The following is a 21,217-nucleotide window of genomic DNA, read 5'->3' on the forward strand; positions in this document are numbered from 1 at the left end:
GCATCCGGCCCGATGACACGCGCCTCGATGCCCCGTTCCGTGGCCGCGACGGGCCGCCGCACGGGGTACGTTGCCGTGCACGCTTCTTGCTCGCCTATTCTGTAGGTAAACTGGCAGCCTTCCTTCGGCCGACATCATGAGCATGATCGAACTCGATCCCCCCGGCTTTCAACCGCCCCGCCCCGTCGCCGGCGATGACGGGAACCGGCGCACCGTGCTGTACGGCGGCTACACCGTGTTCAGCGTGTTCCAGCCCGTTTTTTCGGTGTCGCACCGCCGCGCGATCGGCTATCACGCGTCGCTGCGGGCGCACGACGAGGAAAACCGCCAGGTGGCGTCGCACGAGGTGTTCACGCAGGCGGCCCGGCGCGGCGACCTGCTCGAGCTCGGCCGGCTCGCCGAATCGCTGCATCTCGGCAACTTCCATGCGTTCGACAGCCACGACGAATGGCTCTTCCTGAGCCTGCATCCGGCCGCGCTGATGGACACCGTCTACGGCGACGCGATGCTCGCGAACCTGAAGGCGCTCGGGCTGCCGCCGCACCGCGTGGTGCTCGAGGTGCCCGAGCAGGCGGGCGGCGAAACGCCGCGCTACGCGGCGATCATCGACGGGCTGCGCAAGGCCGGCTTCCTGATCGCGCTCGTCGGCTTCGGCGCGAAGCATTCGAACATCGACCGCGTGTGGCACCTGCATCCCGACATCGTCACGCTCGATCGCGGCATCCTCGCACAGGCGAGCGAGCACTCGCATCTCGAGCGCGTGCTGCCGGGGCTGGTGTCGCTGCTGCACGAATCCGGCCAGCTCGTGTTGATGGGCGGGCTCGCGACCGAGCGCGACGCGCTGATCGCGCTGGAGTGCGACGTCGATTTCGTGCAGGGCCAGTACTTCGCGGGGCCGAGCGTCGAACCCGTGCAGCCGCAGGCTGCCGCGGGCTGCATGGATACGCTGTCGGCCGCGTTGCGGCTGCGTGTCGCGCAACGCGAGCAGACCCAGGCGGAACGGCTCGCGCCGTACGTCGCGGCGCTCGAGGAAGCGAGCCGCCGGCTCGGCGCGGGCGAACCGCTCATCGACGCGGCCGCGACCGTGCTCGGGCTGCCCGAGACCGCGCGCTGCTTCCTGCTCGACGCATCGGGGCGCCAGATCGGCGACAACGTGCTCGCGCGCGGCAGCGTCTCGCAGCGCGCCAAGCGCTTCCGGCCGCTGCTGCATTCCGAAGGCGCAAGCTGGGAGCGCCGCCCGTACTTCATCGACGCGATGCGCGCGCCGGGCCGCGTGCACCTGACGGCGCCCTACCTGTCGATCAACGAGGCGCACCTGTGCGTGACCGCATCGATCGCCGCGCCCGTCGCGGCCGGCATGCAGGTGCTCTGCGTCGACATCAACTGGGAAGCGGCGCTCAGCCGCGAGTGAGCGCGGCGCCGGCCGCCTTGCGCACGATCAGCCGGTGCACGCGCTTGCCGGACGATGCGCTGACGACCTCGTACTCGTCGATCACCTGCGCGCCGGCGCCGAGCGCCGCACGCATCCGCGCCGAATCGAGCGGCGTGTAGAGGCGGCCGCGCTCGTCGCGCGATGCGCCGTTCCCGGCCACCCGCCAGCTCAGGTACAACGTGCCGCCCGGCATCAGCAGATCGGCCAGCCGCGCGACCGCCGCCGCCGCGTCCGCCTGGTCGAGATGCATGACGACCGTTTCGCACAGCACGTTGCGGAACGCGCCCGACGGCACGCCGGCCAGGGCCGGCAGCGCGGCCAGTTCGAAAGTCAGGCCGGGATGATGGCGTCGCGCCTCGTCGAGCAGCGCGGCGCTCGCATCGTAGCCGCGCACGTCGAAACCGCGCGACGCGAGCCAGGCGGTGTCGCGCCCCGCGCCGCAACCGACGTCAGCGGTCGGCCCCGGCGAGAAATGCTGCTCGAGCAGCGCGTACATGTCGTCTGGCGCGGCCTGGTCGAGCCAGTCCTGCGCATATTGCGCGGCATGGGCATCGTAGGCGTCGAGAGTCGGGCGATCCACCATGGCGCTTGCTCCGCATAGGCGTCGAATGACGCACTCCGCATCTTAGCCGTTGCGCCGCGCCCGTGGCGTCACGGCCGGCCCGTGCGGCGAGGCCCCGCGCGAAGCCTCGCTACGCCGGGCGCACGGCGTCGGCACGCGGCGCCTGCGCGGCCAACTCGGCCCATAGCGCATCGCCGCGCCACGCCGGGCGGGCCTGGGCGCCTTCCGCATCGTGGACGAGCGCGCACAGTCGCGCGTTGACGGGCGCCTGGCCGCCGAAGCGTTCGGCCAGCCGCACGACCTCGCCGTTGATCCACTCGATCTCCGTCGCCCGGTGCGCCGCGAGATCGTCGGACATCGACGAACGCGCGAGCGGATCGATCGCGAGCATCCGGCCGCCGAGCACGCGAAACGCGCCATCGGGCAGGTCGAGCACGGCCGGAATCCACGCGGCCGGCAGCGGTGTCAGCCGCGCGGGGCGAATCGCGGCCCGTGCGAGCCAGTGCAGCGCTTCGCGCTGGGCGAGCGCGACGCAGCGCCGGTACGCGCGTTGCGCGAGTTCGTCGCGCAGCGGCAGGTTCGCGAGTGCGTTGATCGCGTTGTTCAGGTTGAGCAGCAGCTTCGCCCACTGCACGGCCGGCATGTCGCGATGCAGCGCGAGCGGCAGCCCGGCGCGCGCGAATGCATCGGCGAACGGCTGCAGCGCGGGCGACGCAGCGGCCGCGAGCGCGCCCGCCGAACCCTGGTGAAACGCGCCGGGCCCGCGCTCGATCACGTTGAACGGCACCATGCCGGCCAGCACGGTCGCTTGCGGCAGCGCGTCGCGCAGCAGGTCGGCATTGTGCAGGCCGTTCTGGAAGCTGACCACGACCGTACCCGGACGCAGCACGCCGGCCAGTTGCGCGGCGGCGTCGCGGGTCGCGGCCGATTTCACCGCGACGAGCACGAGCCGCGCGGCGGCCGCGGCGGCGGGATCCGTCGTGAACACGACATCGGCCGGCGCGAGCGTCGCGCGATAACCGTGCTGATCGGTCAGCGTGAGCCCGTGTCGATGGATCGCATCACCAATCCGCGCCCGGCCGACCAGCGTCACATTCGCGCCGGCGGCCGCGAGCCGGCCGCCGAGATAACAACCGACGGCGCCCGCGCCGATCACGCAGACCGGCGCGTCAGACATGCGAGTGCGCGCCGCCGTGCACGGGCCCGGCCCGGCGCTCGACCTCGCGGCGCACGTCGCCACGCAACCCCGCGAAGAACGCGACTTCGGCGACGACGAACAGCGGCCCGACGATCAAGCCGACCAGATCGTCGACGAACGCGGGCTTGCGCCCCTCGAACCAGTGCCCGACGAACTGCACGATCCAGCCGACGACGAACGCACCGATGCCGACGCCTAGCCATTGCGCGGTCGGCAGCAATGCCAGCGCCTGCGCGGCCCATAGGCCGAGCGCGAACAGCGCGGCCATCACGACCCCGAAACGCCGGTCGAGACGCAGGTAGAACAGCACGGACACGACGGCAAGCAGCAGCGCCGGCGACAGCGCGATGCCGGACACCATCCCGACCACCGGCCTCGACAGCAGCACCTCGACCGCGAACACGATCATCGGAATGCCGACCAGGTGCGTCGCGATGTTGCGCGCGTCGCGATGGTAGGCCGCATACTGGGAAAGATGGTCTTCGAGCGTCTTCATGGCGTCTCCTGGTCGGTCGTTGAGCGCTATGATGCGCGTCACGCCCCAGAACCTCTGTCAGCTACCCGACATCGCGTGCCCATGCCCTCTTCGCTCGCCCCGTATCTGCCGCAGATCGAAGCGAACCCGTGGTTCGCGGCGCTGCCGGCCGCGTTGCGCGCGGATCTGCTCGCGCGTGCGGCGCTGCGCCGGCTGCCGGCCGGCCACGCGCTGTTCCGGCGCGGCGACCCGCCGTGCGGGCTGTACGCGGTGCTGGCCGGTTCACTCACGATAGGCGCGGTCGACCCGCAGGGCAAGGAGGCGCTGCTGACGGTGGCCGAACCCGTCACCTGGTTCGGCGAGATCGCGCTGTTCGACGGCCAGCCGCGCACGCACGACGCGATCGCGCTCGACGACGCGCTGCTGCTGCACATCCCGCAGGCCGCGCTGCTCGCGATCCTCGACGCGACGCCCCAATACTGGCGGCAGTTCGCGCTGCTGATGGCGCAGAAGCTGCGCCTGAGCTTCCTGACCGTCGAGGCGATGAGCGTGATGCCGGCCGCGCAGCGGCTCGCCGCGCGCCTGCTGATGATCGCCGAAGGCTACGGCGGCATCAGCGCCGGGCGCACGCGCGTGCGGCTGTCGCAGGAAACGCTCGCGTCGATGCTGTCGCTGACGCGGCAGACCACCAACCAGTTGCTGAAGGCGCTGCAGGCCGACGGCGTCGTGCGGCTGCATGTCGGCGAGATCGAACTCGTCGACATCGACGCGCTGCGGCAGGCAAGCGGGCTCGGCGACGGGGCGCACTGAACGGCGTGGCGCGATCGCGGCGACTCGTCCGTCCGCTCCGCGTCGCGTGTTGAATCCGTTAGCCGCCCCCGCCCGTTCCCGTCATCCGTAGCCGGTGTCGCTCGCCCGGGCGTTCCGGCGCACGCCGCCCTGGGCCGTCGCGATCGCAAGCGCGACGCGCGGCCGGATGCCCGGCATGGTCGCGCGCCCCGGCAAACGCGGTACTTTCCCGCGGGACAAAAACAAAAAGCCCTCGAAACGAGGGCTTTTCGTGGGGTGCCGCGCGCCATGGCGGCGCGCTGGCGCCGGACCTTACGCGAAGTTCTTCGCTGCGAAGTCCCAGTTCACGATGTTCCAGAACGCTTCGACGAACTTCGGACGTGCGTTGCGGTAGTCGATGTAGTACGCGTGTTCCCACACGTCGATCGTCAGCAGTGCCTTGTCGGCGGTCGTCAGCGGCGTCGCTGCGTTGCTCGTCGACACGATGTCGAGCGAACCGTCGGCCTTCTTCACGAGCCATGCCCAGCCCGAACCGAACGTGCCGACCGCGGCCTTCGTGAACGCTTCCTTGAACGCGTCGTACGAACCCCACTTCGCGTTGATCGCGTCGCCCAGCGCGCCCGTCGGTGCGCCGCCGCCGTTCGGCGACAGGCTGTTCCAGAAGAACGTGTGGTTCCAGATTTGCGCGGCGTTGTTGAAGATGCCGCCCGACGACTTCTTGACGATCTCTTCCAGCGACAGGTTTTCGAATTCCGTGCCCGGGATCAGATTGTTCAGGTTCGTCACATAAGCCTGATGGTGCTTGCCGTAGTGGTACTGGATCGTCTCGAGCGAGATGGTCGGCGCGAGCGCGTCTTCAGCGTACGGGAGCGGCGGGAGCGTATGAGCCATGGCAATTCCTTCGTTGAGTATGTAGGGGGGCTGTGTTGGATGCTGCCGAGCGTCCGATTGTAGGCGAGGACGAATAACCCCGCAAACTCACGGGCCATTTATCCGCGGTATGCGGCAAAGCGGCGTTTGCGCAACGTCCGGCCACGCGAGCCGGCGCTGCACCGCATGCGTTCAGCTTCCCGGGACGCCGGTTTCGTCCCGTCGCTTCGCTTGCGCCGGTTGCGTCAGATCGTATCGCTCAGCCGCGGCTGCACGTCGGCAAGCGACACGTCGGCCGAGCCTTCGGCGAGATGCACGGTCAGGCGCCGCTGCGGCTTCAGCGCGTTCGGCGTGCGCACCGCGCGGCCCGTCTGGGCGTCGATCAGCGCCGCATAGCCACGCTCGAGCGTGCGCTGCGGACTCAACACTTCGAGCCGTGCCGCACAGGCCGATACGCGGGCCGTGTCACGCTCGTGACGGCGCTGCAAGGCCAGCGCGAGACGTTGCGACAACCCCGCGAGCGCCTGCTGCGCCCGTGACGGATCGGGCCGCGCGCGCTGCCAGCGCAATTGCGCGAGCGCGAAGCGCGCGCGTGCGTCGCGCACCGGCCGCGACGCCGCCGAAGCCAGCCGCACCGCGAGCTGCTCGATGTGCGTACGCTGCCGCTGCAGCCGCTCGGCCGGACTCACGAGCCGGCGCGCAAGCCAGTCGAGCTGCTGCGCGCGCTGTTCGAGCCGGCGCGCCATGCCGCGCGCGAGCGCACGCCGGCGATCGTCAACCTCGCGCAGCAGCAGCGCGCGCTGCGGACTCGCGAGTTCGGCCGCGCCGGTAGGCGTCGGCGCACGCACGTCCGCCGCGAAATCCGCGATCGTGAAATCGGTTTCATGGCCGACGCCGCTGACGACCGGCAACGCGCTCGCCGCGATCGCGCGCGCCAGCGCTTCGTCGTTGAACGACCACAGATCCTCGATCGAGCCGCCGCCGCGGCACACCAGCAGCACGTCGACCTCGCGGCGCGCATTCGCGGTCTCCACGGCCGCGACGAGCTTTTCGGCGGAACCGGCGCCCTGCACGGGCGCCGGATAGACGATCACCGGAATGTGCGGCGCACGGCGGGCGATCGTGGTCAGCACGTCGCGCAGCGCGGCGGCCTGCAACGACGTGACGATGCCGATCGCGCGCGGGTGGGCCGGCAGCGGCCGCTTGCGCTCGGCGGCAAAAAGCCCCTCGCCCTCGAGCTGCGCCTTCAGCCGCAGGAATGCCTCGTACAGGCGCCCCTGCCCGGTGCGCCGCACGGCCTCGACGTTGAGTTGCACTTCGCCGCGCGGCTCGTACATCGTGACGACCGCGCGCACCTCGATCCGGTCGCCTTCGCGCGGCGTGAACTCCGCGTACTGGGCGCGGCCGCGGAACATCACGCAGCGCATCTGCGCCTGCTGATCCTTGATCGAGAAATACCAGTGGCCGCTGGCGGCACGCGTGAAGTTCGACACTTCGCCCGAGATCCACAACAGCGGAAACGAGCGCTCGAGCATCGTCGAAATCGCGCGATTGAGCGACGAGACGGGAATCACTTCGTCGCCGCCGCGGGTCGCGCCCGGTGCGGCAAAAGGAGAGTCGGAGAGCATGGACGGTCGGATGAATGCTGGCGGCGACACGATAGTCCGACGCGCGCGCGGCGTCCAGCGCCGGCCGCATTCGGCGCGATGCGCAGAAGGTGTCCACACTCTGGCAATCGTCCTTCTGAAACGCGCGAAAACCGCTGAAAAACCCAGACGATTCCCGATAACGCATTGATTTTTATATATTTTTAAATCTTTCGGAACGATTCTCATCCGATTCGAGGCCCGCCCGGCGGGCGTTCGACTCAATCCCGCGCGGAGTTCTTCACAGAGTTATCCACAGTCCGCCTCGATCCGGCCCCTCGAACCGCCGCGACCGGGCCCGCTTGCCGCGTTCGCCCGCGGCGCGCTAGAGTGCCGCCTTCCGCAGCCCCTGCGGCATGTACCACCCACCGGAGAATCCGCCTTGACGAATCCGTCCCACGCCGCGGCGCACGACGCGCCGCGCCCGGCCCGATGAGCGCGCCCGGCGGCCCGCTCGCCCGGCTCGAAGCGCGCCTGACACGCGAATGGCAGCGCCGCGGCGCGCTCGCGTGGGCGCTGACGCCGTTCGCGTGCGTGTTCGGCCTGTGCGCGGCGCTGCGGCGCACCGCCTACGCGCAGGGCTGGAAGCAGCCGGTCGATGTCGGCGTGCCCGTCGTCGTGGTCGGCAACGTGACCGTCGGCGGCACCGGCAAGACGCCCACCGTGATCGCGCTCGTGGATGCGTTGCGGGCGGCCGGCTTCACGCCCGGCATCGTGTCGCGCGGCTACGGCGCGAACGTGACGGCGCCGCTTGCCGTCACGCCCGCGTCGCGCGCGAGTGCGGCCGGCGACGAGCCGCTGCTGATCGCACGCCGCACCGGCGCGCCCGTCTGGGTATGCCCCGATCGCGTCGCGGCCGCGCAGGCGTTGTGCGCCGCACATCCGGACGTCGACGTGATCGTCAGCGACGACGGCCTGCAGCACTACCGCCTCTCCCGCACGGTCGAGCTCGTCGTGTTCGACCACCGGCTCGGCGGCAACGGCTTCCTGCTGCCGGCCGGGCCGCTGCGCGAGCCGCTGTCGCGGCGCCGCGACGCCACGCTCGTCAACGATCCGTACAGCGGCGCGCTGCCGCCGTGGCCCGACACCTACTCGCTGACGCTCACGCCGGGCGCCGCATGGCACCTCGACCAGCCCGCGCTGCGCCGCCCGCTGTCGCAATTCGCGAACGAGCGCGTGCTCGCCGCGGCCGGCATCGGCGCGCCGGAACGCTTTTTCGCGACGCTGCGCGCGGCCGGCCTCGCACCCGCGACGCGCGCATTGCCCGACCACTACGCGTTCGCCGACAACCCGTTCGTCGACGACGCCGTCGATGCGATCCTGATCACCGAGAAGGATGCAGTAAAATTGGGCGCTTCCTGGCGCGACGCTCGACTGTGGGTCGTCCCCGTCGAAGCCGCGCTCGACCCTCGCCTCATTGCCCTCGTTGTGGAGAAACTCCGTGGACGCTCGCCTGCTTGAAATCCTTGTGTGCCCTATCTGCAAAGGCCCGCTCCACTATGACCGCGCCGCGCAGGAGCTGATCTGCAACGCGGACAAGCTCGCCTACCCGATTCGCGACGGCATTCCCGTGATGCTGGTCGACGAAGCGCGCCAGACCGTCGAAGGCACGCCGGTCGACCCGGCCGGCCGCTGACCGGCTCGACGCCCCGCCCGGCCGTGGCCGGCCCGCGGCGGGGCGCCCAACCCCGCGCGGCGACCGACCCGGGACACGCCGCCTGCTCCGTTCTTCTCACCGCACCTCCCCGATGACCCGCCCGCAACCCTTCATCGCCGTCATCCCCGCACGGCTCGCGTCGACGCGACTCCCGAACAAGCCGCTCGCCGATCTCGGCGGCAAGCCGATGGTCGTGCGCGTCGCCGAGCGCGCGCGCGAAGCGGGCGCGCAACAGGTGCTCGTCGCATCCGACGCGCAAAGCGTGCTCGATGCGGCGCGCGATCACGGCTTCGAAGCGGTGCTGACGCGAGCCGACCATCCGTCCGGCACCGACCGGCTCGCGGAAGTCGCGGCGACCTTCGGGTGGAGCGACGACACCGTCGTCGTCAATGTTCAGGGCGACGAACCGCTGATCGACCCCGTGCTCGTGCGCGACGTAGCGTCGCACCTGGCCGCGCACCCGGCCTGCGCGATCGCGACGGCCGCCCACCCGATCCACGACGCGGCCGACGTATTCAACCCGAACGTCGTGAAGGTCGCGCTCGACGCGCAGAGCGTCGCGCTGTACTTTTCGCGCGCGCCGATTCCGTGGAGCCGCGACGCATACCAGCCGCACTGGCCCGACGTCGCGGCCATGCCGGCGCCGGCTTTCCCGGTCTACCGGCACATCGGCCTCTATGCGTATCGCGCGCGTTTCCTGCGCACGTACCCGACGCTCGCGCAAGCGCCGATCGAACAGGCCGAGCAGCTCGAACAGCTGCGCGCGCTGTGGCACGGCGAGCGCATCGCGGTGCTGATCACCGAGTCCGCGCCCGAAGCCGGTATCGACACGCCAGCGGATCTCGCGCGCGTGCAGGCCCTTTTTCGGCCGGGTTCAAAATAACCCGTGGCATAATCAGGCGATTGTGCGAGCCGTCCGCGACCAGCGCGTCCTCGCTTGACCCCGCCCGCGGCCCTGCCGGCAGCCGCGCGTCGCCACAGCCGACGCGTCGCATCAGACCGGCCCGCCGCGCGCCAGGCAAGCGCCACGTCCGCCGTCGCCGATGCCTTCAGGGCTCGCCACAGGAATCTACATACTCGGAGATATCACCATGCGTTTGATTCTGTTGGGCGCGCCCGGCGCGGGAAAGGGCACCCAGGCAAACTTCATCAAGGAAAAATTCGGCATCCCGCAAATCTCGACCGGCGACATGCTGCGCGCGGCCGTAAAGGCCGGCACGCCGCTCGGTATCGAAGCGAAGCGCTTCATGGACGAAGGCAAGCTCGTGACGGACGACCTGATCATCGGCCTCGTCAAGGAACGCCTGAAGGACGCCGACTGTGCGAACGGCTATCTGTTCGACGGTTTCCCGCGCACGATCGCGCAGGCCGACGCCATGAAGGAAGCCGGCGTCGCGATCGACTACGTGCTCGAGATCGACGTCCCGTTCTCCGAAATCATCGAGCGCATGAGCGGTCGCCGCACGCACCCGGCATCGGGCCGCACGTACCACGTCAAGTTCAACCCGCCGAAGGTCGACGGCCATGACGACGTGACGGGCGAACCGCTGATCCAGCGCGACGACGACAAGGAAGAAACCGTCAAGAAGCGTCTCGAAGTGTACGAAGCGCAGACCAAGCCGCTGATCACGTACTACGGCGACTGGGCGCAGCGCGGCGAGGAAAACGGCCTGAAGGCGCCGCAGTATCGCAAGATCTCGGGCCTCGGCAGCGTCGAGGAAATCCGCGAGCGCGCGTTTGACGCGCTGAAGTAAGCAACCGCGTCGCGCACCCGCAAGCCGCCCTCGCCGGGCGGCTTTTTTTTGCCCGGCCGGTTGTCGTACGATCGTTTTTCGTACCTGCTGCACGATGGCGCCCCGTACAATCGGCTGCACACGTGTACTGCGGCGACGACCGGCGCGCCGGCGTTTCAGCCTTGGCGCGCGAGCGCGTTGCATGGGACCTTCCCGGGCGCTAGCGCCAAGGGTGGTCGACCGCGTTGCATGGGACCTCCCCAGGCGCTGAAGCGCCAAGGGCGGTCGACCGCGTTGCATGGGACCTCCCTAGGCGCTGAAGCGCCAAGGGCGGTCGACACGGAGACAGTGATGGATATTCGCGGCAACGTGTTTCTGATCACCGGCGGCGCATCGGGCCTCGGCGCCGGCACGGCGCGGATGATCGCGCAGGCTGGCGGCAAGGTCGTGCTCGCCGACCTGAACGATACGGCCGGCACCGCGCTCGCATCCGAACTGGGCGGCGCCTTCGTGCACTGCGACGTGTCGAGCGAAACCGACGCCCGGACGGCCGTCGACACGGCAACGCACGCAGGCACGCTGCGCGGCCTGGTCAACTGCGCCGGCATCGCGCTCGCCGCGAAGACCGTCGGCAAGGACGGCGCGCATCCGCTCGACGCGTTCGCCCGGACGATCAACGTGAACCTCGTCGGCACCTTCAACATGATCCGGCTCGCAGCCGCCGCAATGGCCGCCAACGCACCGACCGAGGAAGGCGAACGCGGCGTGATCGTCAGCACCGCGTCGGTCGCCGCATTCGACGGACAGATCGGCCAGGCCGCGTACGCAGCGTCGAAAGCCGGCGTCGCGGGCATGACGCTGCCGATCGCTCGCGACCTGTCGCGCAGCGGCATCCGCGTGATGACGATCGCGCCCGGCCTGTTCGAAACGCCGATGCTGCTCGGCATGCCGAAAGACGTCCAGGACGCGCTCGGCGCAATGGTGCCGTTCCCGCCGCGACTCGGCAAACCGGCCGAATACGCGCTGCTGGTGCGCCAGATCGTCGAGAATCCGATGCTCAACGGCGAAGTGATCCGCCTCGACGGCGCGATCCGGATGCAGCCGAAATAAGCGCAAATAAAAAACGCCCGCAACCGCGGGCGCTTTTTCATCCGGAAGGCGGCAGGACCGCGACGGCTCAGTCCTCGCCGTCCCGCTGCATCCGCTGCCGCAATTCGCTCACCTGCGACTCGACGACGGTCGCGTCGTCCGCATCCGGCCGCTCGCCGAGATACTGTTCGAGATCCTCGAGCGCGGGGCGCAGGTAGTCGAGCCGCGCATAGGCGAAACCGCGGTCGCGAACCTCGTCGAGCTGCTCGGGCAGCAGGATCACGAGCCGCTGCTGCACGGCCAGCAGCCGCTGCCAGCGCTCCGTCTGAAGATAGATCGTCTTCAGGTTGCGCAGCATCCGCGCGATGATCTCGCGGCTCGCCGCCGGCTGCAGCAACGCGCGCAATGCGCTGTCGACCGCGCCGGCCGCGCGCGCGACATACGGCTCGAGCATCTCGACCATCTCCGCCTCGGACAGCGAATGGCCGTTGGCCGGATCGATGATCAGGTCGCCGTCCGGCAGCGTGACGCGCAACAGGAAGTGGCCCGGGAACGATACGCCGCGCGCCGGCACGCCGATCTGCTCGGCGAGTTCCAGGTACAGCACCGACAGCGAGATCGGGATCCCGCGCCGCCGCTTCAGCACGGCGTTCAGGTGGCTGTTATCGGGGTCGTAATAGTCGTTGTGGTTGCACGCGAAGCCGAGCTCGCGGAAGAAGAAGTCGTTCAGCGCGACGACGCGGCCCTTCAGGTCCGCATCGTCGGCGAGCCGCCGGCGCAGCCGCGCCGCCAGCATGTCGAGTTCGGCCAGCGTACCCTGCAGGTCGAGGTCGGGATACGCGTCCTGCGCCAGCGACAGCGCGGCCTCCGTGACGGGCAGGCTGTCGTCGTCCGCCACGAGCGTGCTGAAGTAGTCGAGGACGCGGGTCATTGCGGTCGTCACTTGGCGCGCCTTCTGAAGTAAGCGTATTTGAAGCCCATCACCCACAACATACCGAAATATAGTGCAGCGAACAGCACGAGGCACGCGCCCATCAGCGCAATGCGATCGAGCGGCTGCGCGCGCATCCCGGTCCAGTCGAAGCTGATCGACAGCCAGTGCATCAGGCCCGCGAGCACCAGCGTCGCGCCGATCAGCTGCACGAAGAAGCGCAGCCAGCCCGGCGACGGCTGGTAGATGCCGCGCTTGCGCAGCCCGATGAACAGCAGCAGCGAGTTCAGGCACGCGCCGACGCCGATGCTCAGCGTCAGGCCCGCGTGGCCGATCAGCGGCACGAACACGTAGTTCGAGATCTGCGTGACGATCAGCACGCCGATCGCGATCTTCACCGGCGTCTTGATGTCCTGCTTCGCATAGAAGCCCGGCGCGAGGATCTTGATCAGGATGATGCCGACCAGCCCGATCCCGTAGGTCGCGAGCGCGCGCGCGACCATCGTGACGGTGTGCGCGTCGAACTTGCCGTAGTTGAAGAGGGTGGCGGTAAGCGGCGTCGCGAAGAAGAACAGCGCGAGCGCGCTCGGCGCCGCGAGCAGGAACGTGACGCGCAGGCCCCAGTCGAGCAGCGCCGAATATTCATGCGAATCGGCGTCGACGTGCGCCTTCGACAGGCTCGGCAGCAGGATTGTGCCGAGCGCGACGCCGAGCAGCGCCGTCGGGAATTCCATCAGCCGGTCGGCGTAGTTGATCCACGACACGGCGCCCTGCCCGAGCCGCGACGCGATGTTGGTGTTGATGATCAGCGACAGCTGCGCGACCGACACGGCGAACGTCGCGGGCACCATCTTCGCGAGCACGCGCTTCACGCCCGGGTGACGCAGCGCGCGCAGCGGGTTGAGGCCGATCAGCGGCACCATGTCGATCTTCTTCAGGCCCGGCAGCTGCACGAGGAACTGCAGCACGCCGCCGACGATGACCGCCCACGCGAGCGCGAACACCGGGACCTTCAGGTGCGGCGCGACGAACACGGCCGCGGCGATGAACGCGACGTTGAGCAGCACCGGCGCGAACGCGGGCAGCGAGAAGCTCTTGTAGGTGTTCAGCACGCCGGAGGCGAGCGTCGTCAGCGAGATGAACACGATGTACGGGAACATGATCTGCGTCATCGTGACCGCGAGCGGGAACGCCTGGCCGTCGGTGTGCAGGCCGGACGCGACCGCGAACACGACCCAGGACGCACCGGCGATCCCGAGGACCGACAGCGCGGCAAGCGCCCAGGCCAGCACGGTCGACATCGCGTCGACGAGCGCCTTCGTCGCATCGTGCCCCTGCTGGTTCTTGAACTCGGCGAGGATCGGCACGAACGCCTGCGAGAACGCGCCTTCCGCGGACAGGCGACGCAGCAGGTTCGGAATGCGGAAGGCGACGTAGAACGCGTCGGTATATTGACTGGCACCGAACGCACGGGCGATCAGCGTCTCGCGGGCCAGTCCGGTCACGCGCGACAGCAGCGTGAAGCCGCTGACCGTCAGCAGGGCTCGGAATAGATTCATGGGGCGCTTATTATACGGACGTTGCGTGGCCCGACCAGCGGCCGATGCCGAAAAGCGCGCACGTCGCCGGCGCCCCGCCCGGCGGGCATCACGTTGAACTTGCCACGCGCTTGATTTTGTTGCTATAATCGCCGGTTTCTGGGCTCGTACATGCACGGCAACTGCCGTTTTCATGTCCCGGCCTCGGTTAAAATCACCGTTTTTTTATGCGCCCCTGGGCAATCGTTCTCAGGGGACGGATCGAAAAGCAGCGCTTGGCCGTCAGGCTCCAAGCTCTGGAAACAGGACAGGATAAGGAACCGTCATGGCTAACTCCGCACAAGCACGCAAGCGCGCCCGCCAGGCCGCGAAGGCAAACTCGCACAACTCGGCGCTGCGCTCGAAATTCCGTACCGCGATCAAGTCGGTTCGCAAGGCTGTTGAAGCCGGCGACCAGGCAAAGGCTGCCGAGCTGTTCAAGGCTGCCGTGAAGACGATCGACACGATCGCCGACAAGAAGATCGTTCACAAGAACAAGGCCGCTCGCAGCAAGAGCCGCCTGGCCGCAGCCGTCAAGGGTCTGCAGGCAGCAGCGTAAATCCGGTGCGCCCGCTCGCGCGGGCGTTCCTGTTTCCTGCGATCGCAAAAAAGCCCGCCTAGGCGGGCTTTTTTGTTGCCTGTCGCCCACGCATCACGCGCGGCGGCGACGGCATCGGCCGGAGGGGCGCGGCATGCGCCCTCGCCCGGCATCACTTCTTCGCGTCGTAGTCCGGCAACTCGCACGCCTCGGTAACGACGAGGTTGTTGTCCTTCGCGAAATTCAGCACGAAATCGAAAGCCATCGGTTCGATCTCGCGCAGCCTTGAATCGAGGATCACGCATTTCAGGTCGCCGAGCATCGTCGGGCGCACGTACAGCGAGTACTTGAGACGCGCATTCGGGCCGCTTGCCCCCGGCCCGAAGCAGGCCATCACACCGGCCAGACGTTCCGACCAGTCGCTCGGGCGAAACTTTTTCCCGTCTTTCGTAATGCCCTGGATGAAGAATTCGGTCGGAGGGGTTTCAGCCATGTGGTTACCCAAGTGACGGCCCGGCCATGCCCAGGCGACGGCGCCTGGATACGCAAACACAAAGCTGGAATGAACGACGGCAACCCGCCATCAGATATCCCGAAAACAGGACGTCGAAGCGCGCCGCCGTTGTGCCGCACAGGATTTGTGCAGCGCACGGCTTGTGTCCGGCAGAGCGCGAGGAGGCTTGCCTGCCGGGCTGAAGAAAACTTTTGAATTATACCGCAGCGCGCCATCGCACGTCGTCACGAGCCCCCTCCGCCTGCACCGCACGCCGTGCGCGACGATCACGCCCCGTTTTCCTTCGCGGCTCGTCAAAGCACAGAAAATCCTTTATGCTGCTTTGAGTTATCCACACCCGACGGCGGCGCCGTCCGGCCTTGCTGCCGGGTGAAACCCGCCGCATCCCGTTTCATGACCGCCAAAACCATTCGTCACTACCTGCAGTTCAAGGATTTCTCGCTGGAAGACTACGAGTACGTGCTCGAACGCACGGGTATCCTGAAACGCAAGTTCAAGAACTACGAGACCTATCACCCGCTGCACGACCGCACGCTCGCGATGATCTTCGAGAAAAGCTCGACGCGCACGCGCCTGTCGTTCGAGGCCGGGATCTTCCAGCTCGGCGGCCACGCCGTCTTCATGAGCACGCGCGACACGCAGCTCGGCCGCGGCGAACCCGTCGAGGATTCCGCGCAGGTCATCTCGCGGATGGTCGACATCATCATGATCCGCACGTTCGAGCAGGCGGTCATCAAGCGCTTCGCGGAAAATTCCCGCGTGCCGGTGATCAACGGGCTGACGAACGAATACCACCCGTGCCAGGTGCTCGCCGACATCTTCACGTACTACGAGCACCGCGGCCCGATCGCCGGCAAGACCGTCGCGTGGGTCGGCGACGCGAACAACATGCTCTACACGTGGATCGAAGCCGCGCAGATCCTCGGCTTCAAGCTGCGCCTGTCGACGCCGCCCGGCTATGCGCTCGACATGAAGCTGGTGTCGCCCGACAGCGCGCCGTTCTACGAGGTGTGCGACGATCCGAACGCAGCCTGCAAGGGCGCCGACCTCGTGACGACCGACGTGTGGACGAGCATGGGCTTCGAGGCCGAGAACGAGGCGCGCAAGCAGGCGTTCGCCGACTGGTGCGTCGACGAGGAAATGATGGGCCACGCGAATCCGGATGCGCTGTTCATGCACTGCCTGCCCGCGCACCGCGGCGAGGAAGTGACGGCCGGCGTGATCGACGGCCCGCAGAGCGTCGTGTGGGACGAGGCGGAAAACCGCCTGCACGTGCAGAAGGCGCTGATGGAGTTCCTGCTGCTCGGCCGTCTCAAGCACTGACGCCGCTGCCGCACCGGAACGCACCCGCGTAAAAAAAGCGCCGATCGTCGATCGGCGCTTTTTGTTTGGGTGCGCGGCGCCCGCGTTACAGGCAGACCGGCTCGGGCTCGAGCTCGACGCCGAATTGCGCGTGCACATCGGCCTGGATCGCCTGCGCCAGCGCGAGCACCTCGGCGCCCGTCGCACCGCCGCGATTGACGAGCACGAGCGCCTGGCGGTCGTGCACGGCCGCCGCGCCCAGCGCGCGCCCCTTCCAGCCGCAGCGGTCGATCAGCCAGCCGGCCGCGAGCTTCACCTGCCCGTCCGGCTGCGGATACGACACGACGTCGGGCGCGCGAGCGCGCAACGCGTCGAACTGCGCGGCATCGATCACCGGGTTCTTGAAGAAGCTGCCGGCGTTGCCGAGCACGAGCGGATCGGGCAGCTTCGCGCGGCGGATCGCGACGACCGCGTCGAACACGTCGCGCGGCGTCGCCGCGCCGGGCGCGATGCCCCGCGCATCGAGCTCGCGCGTGACGTCCGCGTAGCCGAGCCGCGGCGTCCACTGCCTCGGCAACCGGAAGGTCACCGATACGATCGCGAACCGGCCGCGCCCTTCCCGCTTGAAGAAGCTGTCGCGATAGCCGAACGCGCAGCGCGCGGCGTCGAAACGCTCGCTGCGCCCCGTCGCCAGCTCGACCGCGACCAGCGAGTCGAAATACGTCCTCATCTCGAGGCCGTACGCGCCGATGTTCTGGATCGGCGCGGCGCCGACGGTGCCCGGGATCAGCGCGAGGTTCTCGAGCCCCGGCATCCCGTGTTCCAGCGTCCATGCGACGAATCCGTGCCAGTTCTCGCCACCGCCGGCCTCGACGTACCACGCGTCGTCGTCCTCGCGCACGACACGGCGGCCCGCGATCTCGTCGAACAGCACGACACCTTCGTAATCGCGCGTAAAAACGACGTTGCTGCCGCCGCCGAGCACGAGCTGCGGCAGCGTCGCGACACGCGGGTCGCGATGCAGCGCCTCGAACTGCGCAGCATGCGTGATGCGCGCGGCAAGGCGCGCGTTCGCGGCAATGCCGAACGTGTTGTGTGCGGCGAGCGGCTGGTCGGGAAGCAGCGACAGGGCGGATTCGTCAGAAGGCATCGGCATTCGCGGTCACGTCCGCCCGGGCGGCCACATGGCCGGTCTTGGGCAAACGAGGGGGCATCGGTAAAATGGCAAACAGTCCGCAATTATAGCGAGTGCCCGCGCGCGAGCCGGGCGCCCGCATCTCAAGGGAGAATGCCATGCCATCGTTCGACGTCGTTTCCGAAGCGAACATGATCGAAGTGAAGAACGCCATCGAGCAGTCGAACAAGGAAATTTCGACGCGCTTCGACTTCAAGGGCTCCGACGCACGCGTCGAGCAGAAGGATCGCGAGCTGACGCTGTTCGCCGACGACGATTTCAAGCTCGGCCAGGTCAAGGACGTGCTGATCGGCAAGCTGGCCAAGCGCAACGTCGACGTGCGCTTTCTCGACTACGGCAAGGTCGAGAAGATCGGCGGCGACAAGGTGAAGCAGATCGTCACCGTGAAGAAAGGCGTGACCGGCGATCTCGCGAAGAAGATCGTGCGGCTCGTGAAGGACAGCAAGATCAAGGTGCAGGCGAGCATCCAGGGCGACGCCGTGCGCGTGGCCGGCACGAAGCGCGACGACCTGCAGAACGTGATCGCGATGCTGCGCAAGGACGTGACCGACACGCCGCTCGACTTCAACAACTTCCGCGACTGATCGCCGGGCGATCCGTCACGTCAACCGGCCGGGCCCCGCACACGCGGGGCGACCGGCGCGGCGAACGCCGCCAACTCAGGCTTTTCCGCCATCCTGCGCGCCACCGTCGGCGCCCGCCTTCTTCTTGTCCCCGATCCGGCTTTCCTGCCCCGCGAGCAGCTTCGAAATGTTGCCGCGGTGACGCCACACGAGCAGCACGCTCATCGCGAGCACCGCCCATGCGACCGGGTTGTGGCCCGTGCCGAACAGGAACACGTCGAACACCGGCGCGAACACGGCCGCCACCAGCGCCGCGAGCGACGAATAGCGGAAGAAGAACGCGACGATCAGCCAGGTCAGCGCGGTCGCGAGACCGAGCACGGGATGGATGGCAAGCAGCACGCCGGCCGCGGTCGCGACGCCCTTGCCGCCCTGGAAGCGGAAGAACACCGGATACAGGTGGCCGAGGAACACGGCAATCGCGACCCACGCGACCGCGACGTCGGGCAGGCCGAGGCGTCGCGCGAGCCAGACGGCGATCCAGCCCTTGAACGCGTCGCCGACGAGCGTCAGGATCGCGGCCTTCTTGTTGCCGCTGCGCAGCACGTTGGTCGCGCCGGGATTCTTCGACCCGTACGAACGCGGGTCGGCCAGGCCCATCGCGCCACTGACGACGACGGCGAACGACACCGAACCGATCAGGTAGGCAACGAGGGCGGCGAGCAGGATCTGCATGCGGAGGACTCTTCTTTCAACGTATCGGTAAAGGGACGGCCTTGCACGGCGAGCCGGCAAGCCGAAACGGCGCCCATTCTACCGAACGGGCGGGACCTGCCACGAAGGTGAAACCCTCAGTCGACACTCGCGCACTGCACCGGCTGCGCGCCGAGCAGCGACGCGAGCACGGCCGGCGCGAGGCTGACGAGGTAGCCGCGACGGCCGCCGTTCAGGTAGATCGTGGGCAGGTCGAGGATCGTCGCCTCGACGTAGACGGGCATCGACTTGCGCGTGCCGAACGGCGACGTGCCGCCGACGAGATAGCCCGAATGGCGGTTCGCGACCTCGGGCTTGCACGGCTCGACGCGCTTCGCGCCGATCTGCCGCGCGAGGTTCTTCGTCGACACCGTGCGGTCGCCGTGCATCAGCACGATCAGCGGCTTCGCGTGCTCGTCTTCCATCACGAGCGTCTTCACGACGCTGTGCTCGTCGACGCCGAGCTGGCGCGCCGATTCGCCGGTGCCGCCGTGCTCGACGTAGTCGTACGGATGCTCGCCGAACGCGACGCCGTGGCGGCGCAACAACTGGGTCGCGGGCGTTTCGGACACATGTCTGGATTTGCTCATGGCGGCATTTTAATGGCGAACGACCGACGGGCGCGCAATCGCGCGTCCGCACCGGCGGTATACTCGCGGCCCGTTTTCCGCCGGGCGGCCTGCTGCGGCGCCGCAACGATTCCGCCCGTCATCATTGCGGGCATCGCGAAGCGCTATTGCCCGATTGGCCGATTGTGGCGCGCGTGCCGTCGTGGCACGATCGTTCGCACCCGTCGTCAGCCGCCGCCCGCCCCTTTTCTGGAGACGCCATGCCCTCGTCCATCCGTTCGTCCGAGCCGCTCGACGTCGATGCGCTGCTCGCCGCGCTGCCCCGCCGCATCTCGGACGTGCCCGCGCGCCAAGCCGCCCGGGCGCCCGCGCACCCGGCGCTGATCGAGGACGCCCGCCGCCTGTCGTACGGCGACCTGTCGCACGCCATCGAGGCGGCCGCCGCGCGGCTCGCGAGCCTCGGCGTGCAAGGCGGCGACCGCGTGATGATCGTCGCCGAGAACTGCGTCGCGCAGATCGTGCTGCTGTTCGCAACCGCCCGCCTCGACGCGTGGGCGCTCGTGTCGAACGCCCGGCTGTCGGCCGCCGAACTCGACGCGATCGCCGCGCACGCGCGCCCGAAGCTGATCGCGCTCACGACCGAGGCGTCGAGCGACGCGCGCACGCACGCCGCGCGGCTCGGCGCGACGCCCGCCGGCGCCCTGCCGGTCGACATCGGCGCGTGGTCGTATCGCGTCGACGCAAGCGCACCGGGCGAACCGGTGGCCGCCGGCGCCGCGCAATGCGCGGCGCTGATCTACACGACCGGCACGACCGGCACGCCCAAGGGCGTGATGCTGTCGCACCGCAACCTGCTGTTCATCGCGGCGACGTCGAGCACGCTGCGCCGCGTGTCGCCCGACGACGTCGTCTACACGGTGCTGCCCGTGTCGCACGTGTACGGGCTCGCGTCGGTCTGCCTCGGCAGCCTGTATGCGGGCGCGACGCTGCGGCTCGCCCCGCGCTTCGCGCCGGAAGCCGTGCGCGTCGCGCTCGCCGACGAAGGCGTCACGATCTTCCAGGGTGTGCCCGCGATGCATGCGAAGCTGCTCGAACACCTGCATACGCACGGCCACGCATGGCATGCGCCGCGCCTGCGTTTCGCGTATTCGGGCGGCTCGCCGCTCGACGCGAACCTGAAGGCGCGCGTCGAGCGCCTGTACGGCGTGCCGCTGCACAACGGCTACGGAATGACCGAAAGCAGCCCGACGATCACGCAGACGGCGCTCGACGCGCCGCGCACCGACAGCTCGGTCGGCATGCCGATTCCCGGCGTGGAGATGCGGATCGTCGCGCCGGACGGCACCGACGTGCCGCGAGGCGAAGTCGGCGAGATCCGCGTGCGCGGGCCGAACGTGATGCTCGGCTACTACCGCAACGCGGACGCGACACGCGCGGCCGTATCGCCGGACGGCTGGCTCGCCACCGGCGATCTCGCGCGGCAGGGAGCGGACGGCGCGGTCACGATCGCGGGCCGCAGCAAGGAGTTGATCATCCGCTCGGGCTTCAACGTGTATCCGGTCGAAGTCGAGCAGGTGCTGAACGCGCATCCGGACGTCGTGCAGGCGGCCGTGATCGGCCGCGCGGTCGAAGGCAACGAGGAAGTGCTCGCGTTCGTCGAACTGGTGCCTGGCGCGACGGCCGACGAGGCGGCGCTGCACGCGTGGTGCGCGGAGCGCCTCGCCCCTTACAAGCGCCCTGCGCACCTCCGCGTGCTCGATGCGCTGCCGGCCGCGTCGACCGGCAAGGTGTTGAAGCACAAGCTGCGCGACCTGGTCTGACGCA

23 protein-coding genes are annotated in these 21,217 nt (G+C 68.7%); 11 read left to right on the plus strand and 12 right to left on the minus strand.

Going from position 1 to position 21,217, the window contains the following annotated elements:
- The first annotated feature begins 136 nt into the window (after positions 1 to 136).
- The gene (locus GQ56_RS0109930) at positions 137 to 1,411 is read left to right on the plus strand and encodes an EAL domain-containing protein (RefSeq protein WP_031398513.1); all 1,275 of its coding nucleotides are present in this window, start codon (positions 137 to 139) and stop codon (positions 1,409 to 1,411) included.
- On the opposite strand, the gene GQ56_RS0109935 is transcribed toward GQ56_RS0109930, so the two are convergent.
- From GQ56_RS0109935 to GQ56_RS0109945, 3 genes are all read right to left on the minus strand, one after another.
- Positions 1,398 to 2,015, minus strand: coding sequence for a methyltransferase domain-containing protein (locus GQ56_RS0109935; protein ID WP_031398514.1), 618 nt, complete (start codon positions 2,013 to 2,015; stop codon positions 1,398 to 1,400). The two genes, GQ56_RS0109930 and GQ56_RS0109935, sit on opposite strands and share 14 nt — an antisense overlap.
- A 109-nt stretch (positions 2,016 to 2,124) precedes the next feature.
- Complete coding sequence (locus GQ56_RS0109940; RefSeq protein WP_031398515.1) at positions 2,125 to 3,171, minus strand: 2-dehydropantoate 2-reductase; 1,047 nt, start codon at positions 3,169 to 3,171, stop codon at positions 2,125 to 2,127.
- Positions 3,164 to 3,688, minus strand: coding sequence for an Mpo1 family 2-hydroxy fatty acid dioxygenase (locus tag GQ56_RS0109945; RefSeq protein WP_031398516.1), 525 nt, complete (start codon positions 3,686 to 3,688; stop codon positions 3,164 to 3,166). Before GQ56_RS0109945 ends, GQ56_RS0109940 begins: the two co-directional genes overlap by 8 nt.
- A gap of 81 nt (positions 3,689 to 3,769) precedes the next feature.
- Here GQ56_RS0109945 and GQ56_RS0109950 point away from each other — a divergent pair, with 81 nt between their 5' ends.
- The gene (locus GQ56_RS0109950; RefSeq protein WP_031398517.1) at positions 3,770 to 4,477 is read left to right on the plus strand and encodes a Crp/Fnr family transcriptional regulator; all 708 of its coding nucleotides are present in this window, start codon (positions 3,770 to 3,772) and stop codon (positions 4,475 to 4,477) included.
- Positions 4,478 to 4,768: 291 nt separating this feature from the next.
- On the opposite strand, the gene sodB is transcribed toward GQ56_RS0109950, so the two are convergent.
- Entirely contained in the window at positions 4,769 to 5,347 is a 579-nt protein-coding gene (gene sodB / locus GQ56_RS0109960) for a superoxide dismutase [Fe] (RefSeq protein ID WP_011352986.1), read from the minus strand.
- Between the two features lie 224 nt (positions 5,348 to 5,571).
- Positions 5,572 to 6,954, minus strand: a complete 1,383-nt coding sequence (xseA, locus tag GQ56_RS0109965) for an exodeoxyribonuclease VII large subunit (protein ID WP_031398518.1) — start codon at positions 6,952 to 6,954, stop codon at positions 5,572 to 5,574.
- A 450-nt stretch (positions 6,955 to 7,404) separates the two neighbouring features.
- On the opposite strand from xseA, the gene lpxK reads away from it, so the two are divergent.
- From lpxK to GQ56_RS0109990, 5 genes are all read left to right on the plus strand, one after another.
- Positions 7,405 to 8,433, plus strand: a complete 1,029-nt coding sequence (lpxK, locus tag GQ56_RS0109970; RefSeq protein ID WP_031398519.1) for a tetraacyldisaccharide 4'-kinase — start codon at positions 7,405 to 7,407, stop codon at positions 8,431 to 8,433.
- Positions 8,414 to 8,608 carry a Trm112 family protein gene (locus GQ56_RS0109975; protein WP_010090898.1) on the plus strand — a complete coding sequence of 65 codons (195 nt, stop codon included), beginning with the start codon at positions 8,414 to 8,416 and terminating at the stop codon, positions 8,606 to 8,608. Before lpxK ends, GQ56_RS0109975 begins: the two co-directional genes overlap by 20 nt.
- Positions 8,609 to 8,720: 112 nt before the next feature.
- Positions 8,721 to 9,512, plus strand: coding sequence for a 3-deoxy-manno-octulosonate cytidylyltransferase (gene kdsB / locus GQ56_RS0109980; protein ID WP_031398520.1), 792 nt, complete (start codon positions 8,721 to 8,723; stop codon positions 9,510 to 9,512).
- 208 nt (positions 9,513 to 9,720) lie between these two features.
- Positions 9,721 to 10,383, plus strand: coding sequence for an adenylate kinase (adk, locus tag GQ56_RS0109985; RefSeq protein ID WP_031398521.1), 663 nt, complete (start codon positions 9,721 to 9,723; stop codon positions 10,381 to 10,383).
- A gap of 330 nt (positions 10,384 to 10,713) precedes the next feature.
- Complete coding sequence (locus GQ56_RS0109990; protein ID WP_031398522.1) at positions 10,714 to 11,472, plus strand: 3-hydroxyacyl-CoA dehydrogenase; 759 nt, start codon at positions 10,714 to 10,716, stop codon at positions 11,470 to 11,472.
- A 67-nt stretch (positions 11,473 to 11,539) separates the two neighbouring features.
- Here GQ56_RS0109990 and GQ56_RS0109995 read toward each other — a convergent pair whose 3' ends face one another.
- Positions 11,540 to 12,382, minus strand: coding sequence for a SirB1 family protein (locus tag GQ56_RS0109995; RefSeq protein ID WP_031398523.1), 843 nt, complete (start codon positions 12,380 to 12,382; stop codon positions 11,540 to 11,542).
- Between the two features lie 8 nt (positions 12,383 to 12,390).
- Positions 12,391 to 13,941, minus strand: a complete 1,551-nt coding sequence (gene murJ / locus GQ56_RS0110000; protein ID WP_031398524.1) for a murein biosynthesis integral membrane protein MurJ — start codon at positions 13,939 to 13,941, stop codon at positions 12,391 to 12,393.
- Positions 13,942 to 14,245: 304 nt separating this feature from the next.
- Here murJ and rpsT point away from each other — a divergent pair, with 304 nt between their 5' ends.
- Positions 14,246 to 14,518 (plus strand): 30S ribosomal protein S20, encoded by a 273-nt coding sequence (gene rpsT, locus GQ56_RS0110005; protein WP_006482211.1) that lies wholly within the window; start codon positions 14,246 to 14,248, stop codon positions 14,516 to 14,518.
- A gap of 151 nt (positions 14,519 to 14,669) precedes the next feature.
- On the opposite strand, the gene GQ56_RS0110010 is transcribed toward rpsT, so the two are convergent.
- The gene (locus GQ56_RS0110010) at positions 14,670 to 14,990 is read right to left on the minus strand and encodes a DUF3579 domain-containing protein (protein WP_031398525.1); all 321 of its coding nucleotides are present in this window, start codon (positions 14,988 to 14,990) and stop codon (positions 14,670 to 14,672) included.
- A gap of 414 nt (positions 14,991 to 15,404) precedes the next feature.
- On the opposite strand from GQ56_RS0110010, the gene argF reads away from it, so the two are divergent.
- Positions 15,405 to 16,334 carry an ornithine carbamoyltransferase gene (gene argF / locus GQ56_RS0110015; RefSeq protein ID WP_031398526.1) on the plus strand — a complete coding sequence of 310 codons (930 nt, stop codon included), beginning with the start codon at positions 15,405 to 15,407 and terminating at the stop codon, positions 16,332 to 16,334.
- A gap of 85 nt (positions 16,335 to 16,419) precedes the next feature.
- Here the strand turns inward: argF and murB are convergent, their stop codons facing one another.
- Together murB and GQ56_RS45555 are read right to left on the minus strand one after the other, a co-directional pair.
- Complete coding sequence (gene murB, locus GQ56_RS0110020; protein WP_031398527.1) at positions 16,420 to 17,469, minus strand: UDP-N-acetylmuramate dehydrogenase; 1,050 nt, start codon at positions 17,467 to 17,469, stop codon at positions 16,420 to 16,422.
- Positions 17,453 to 17,608 carry a hypothetical protein gene (locus GQ56_RS45555; RefSeq protein WP_161788562.1) on the minus strand — a complete coding sequence of 52 codons (156 nt, stop codon included), beginning with the start codon at positions 17,606 to 17,608 and terminating at the stop codon, positions 17,453 to 17,455. Before GQ56_RS45555 ends, murB begins: the two co-directional genes overlap by 17 nt.
- Between GQ56_RS45555 and GQ56_RS0110025 the strand changes: the two genes are divergently transcribed.
- Positions 17,607 to 18,092, plus strand: coding sequence for a YajQ family cyclic di-GMP-binding protein (locus GQ56_RS0110025; protein WP_031398528.1), 486 nt, complete (start codon positions 17,607 to 17,609; stop codon positions 18,090 to 18,092). The two genes, GQ56_RS45555 and GQ56_RS0110025, sit on opposite strands and share 2 nt — an antisense overlap.
- Positions 18,093 to 18,167: 75 nt before the next feature.
- Here the strand turns inward: GQ56_RS0110025 and plsY are convergent, their stop codons facing one another.
- Both plsY and ybaK read right to left on the minus strand, forming a co-directional pair.
- Positions 18,168 to 18,806 carry a glycerol-3-phosphate 1-O-acyltransferase PlsY gene (gene plsY, locus GQ56_RS0110030; protein ID WP_031398529.1) on the minus strand — a complete coding sequence of 213 codons (639 nt, stop codon included), beginning with the start codon at positions 18,804 to 18,806 and terminating at the stop codon, positions 18,168 to 18,170.
- Positions 18,807 to 18,922: 116 nt separating this feature from the next.
- Entirely contained in the window at positions 18,923 to 19,414 is a 492-nt protein-coding gene (gene ybaK / locus GQ56_RS0110035) for a Cys-tRNA(Pro) deacylase (RefSeq protein WP_031398530.1), read from the minus strand.
- 239 nt (positions 19,415 to 19,653) lie between these two features.
- On the opposite strand from ybaK, the gene GQ56_RS0110040 reads away from it, so the two are divergent.
- Positions 19,654 to 21,213 (plus strand): class I adenylate-forming enzyme family protein, encoded by a 1,560-nt coding sequence (locus GQ56_RS0110040; RefSeq protein WP_031398531.1) that lies wholly within the window; start codon positions 19,654 to 19,656, stop codon positions 21,211 to 21,213.
- Positions 21,214 to 21,217 lie beyond the last annotated feature (4 nt).

This window comes from Burkholderia paludis (genome assembly GCF_000732615.1).
Lineage (GTDB): Bacteria > Pseudomonadota > Gammaproteobacteria > Burkholderiales > Burkholderiaceae > Burkholderia > Burkholderia paludis.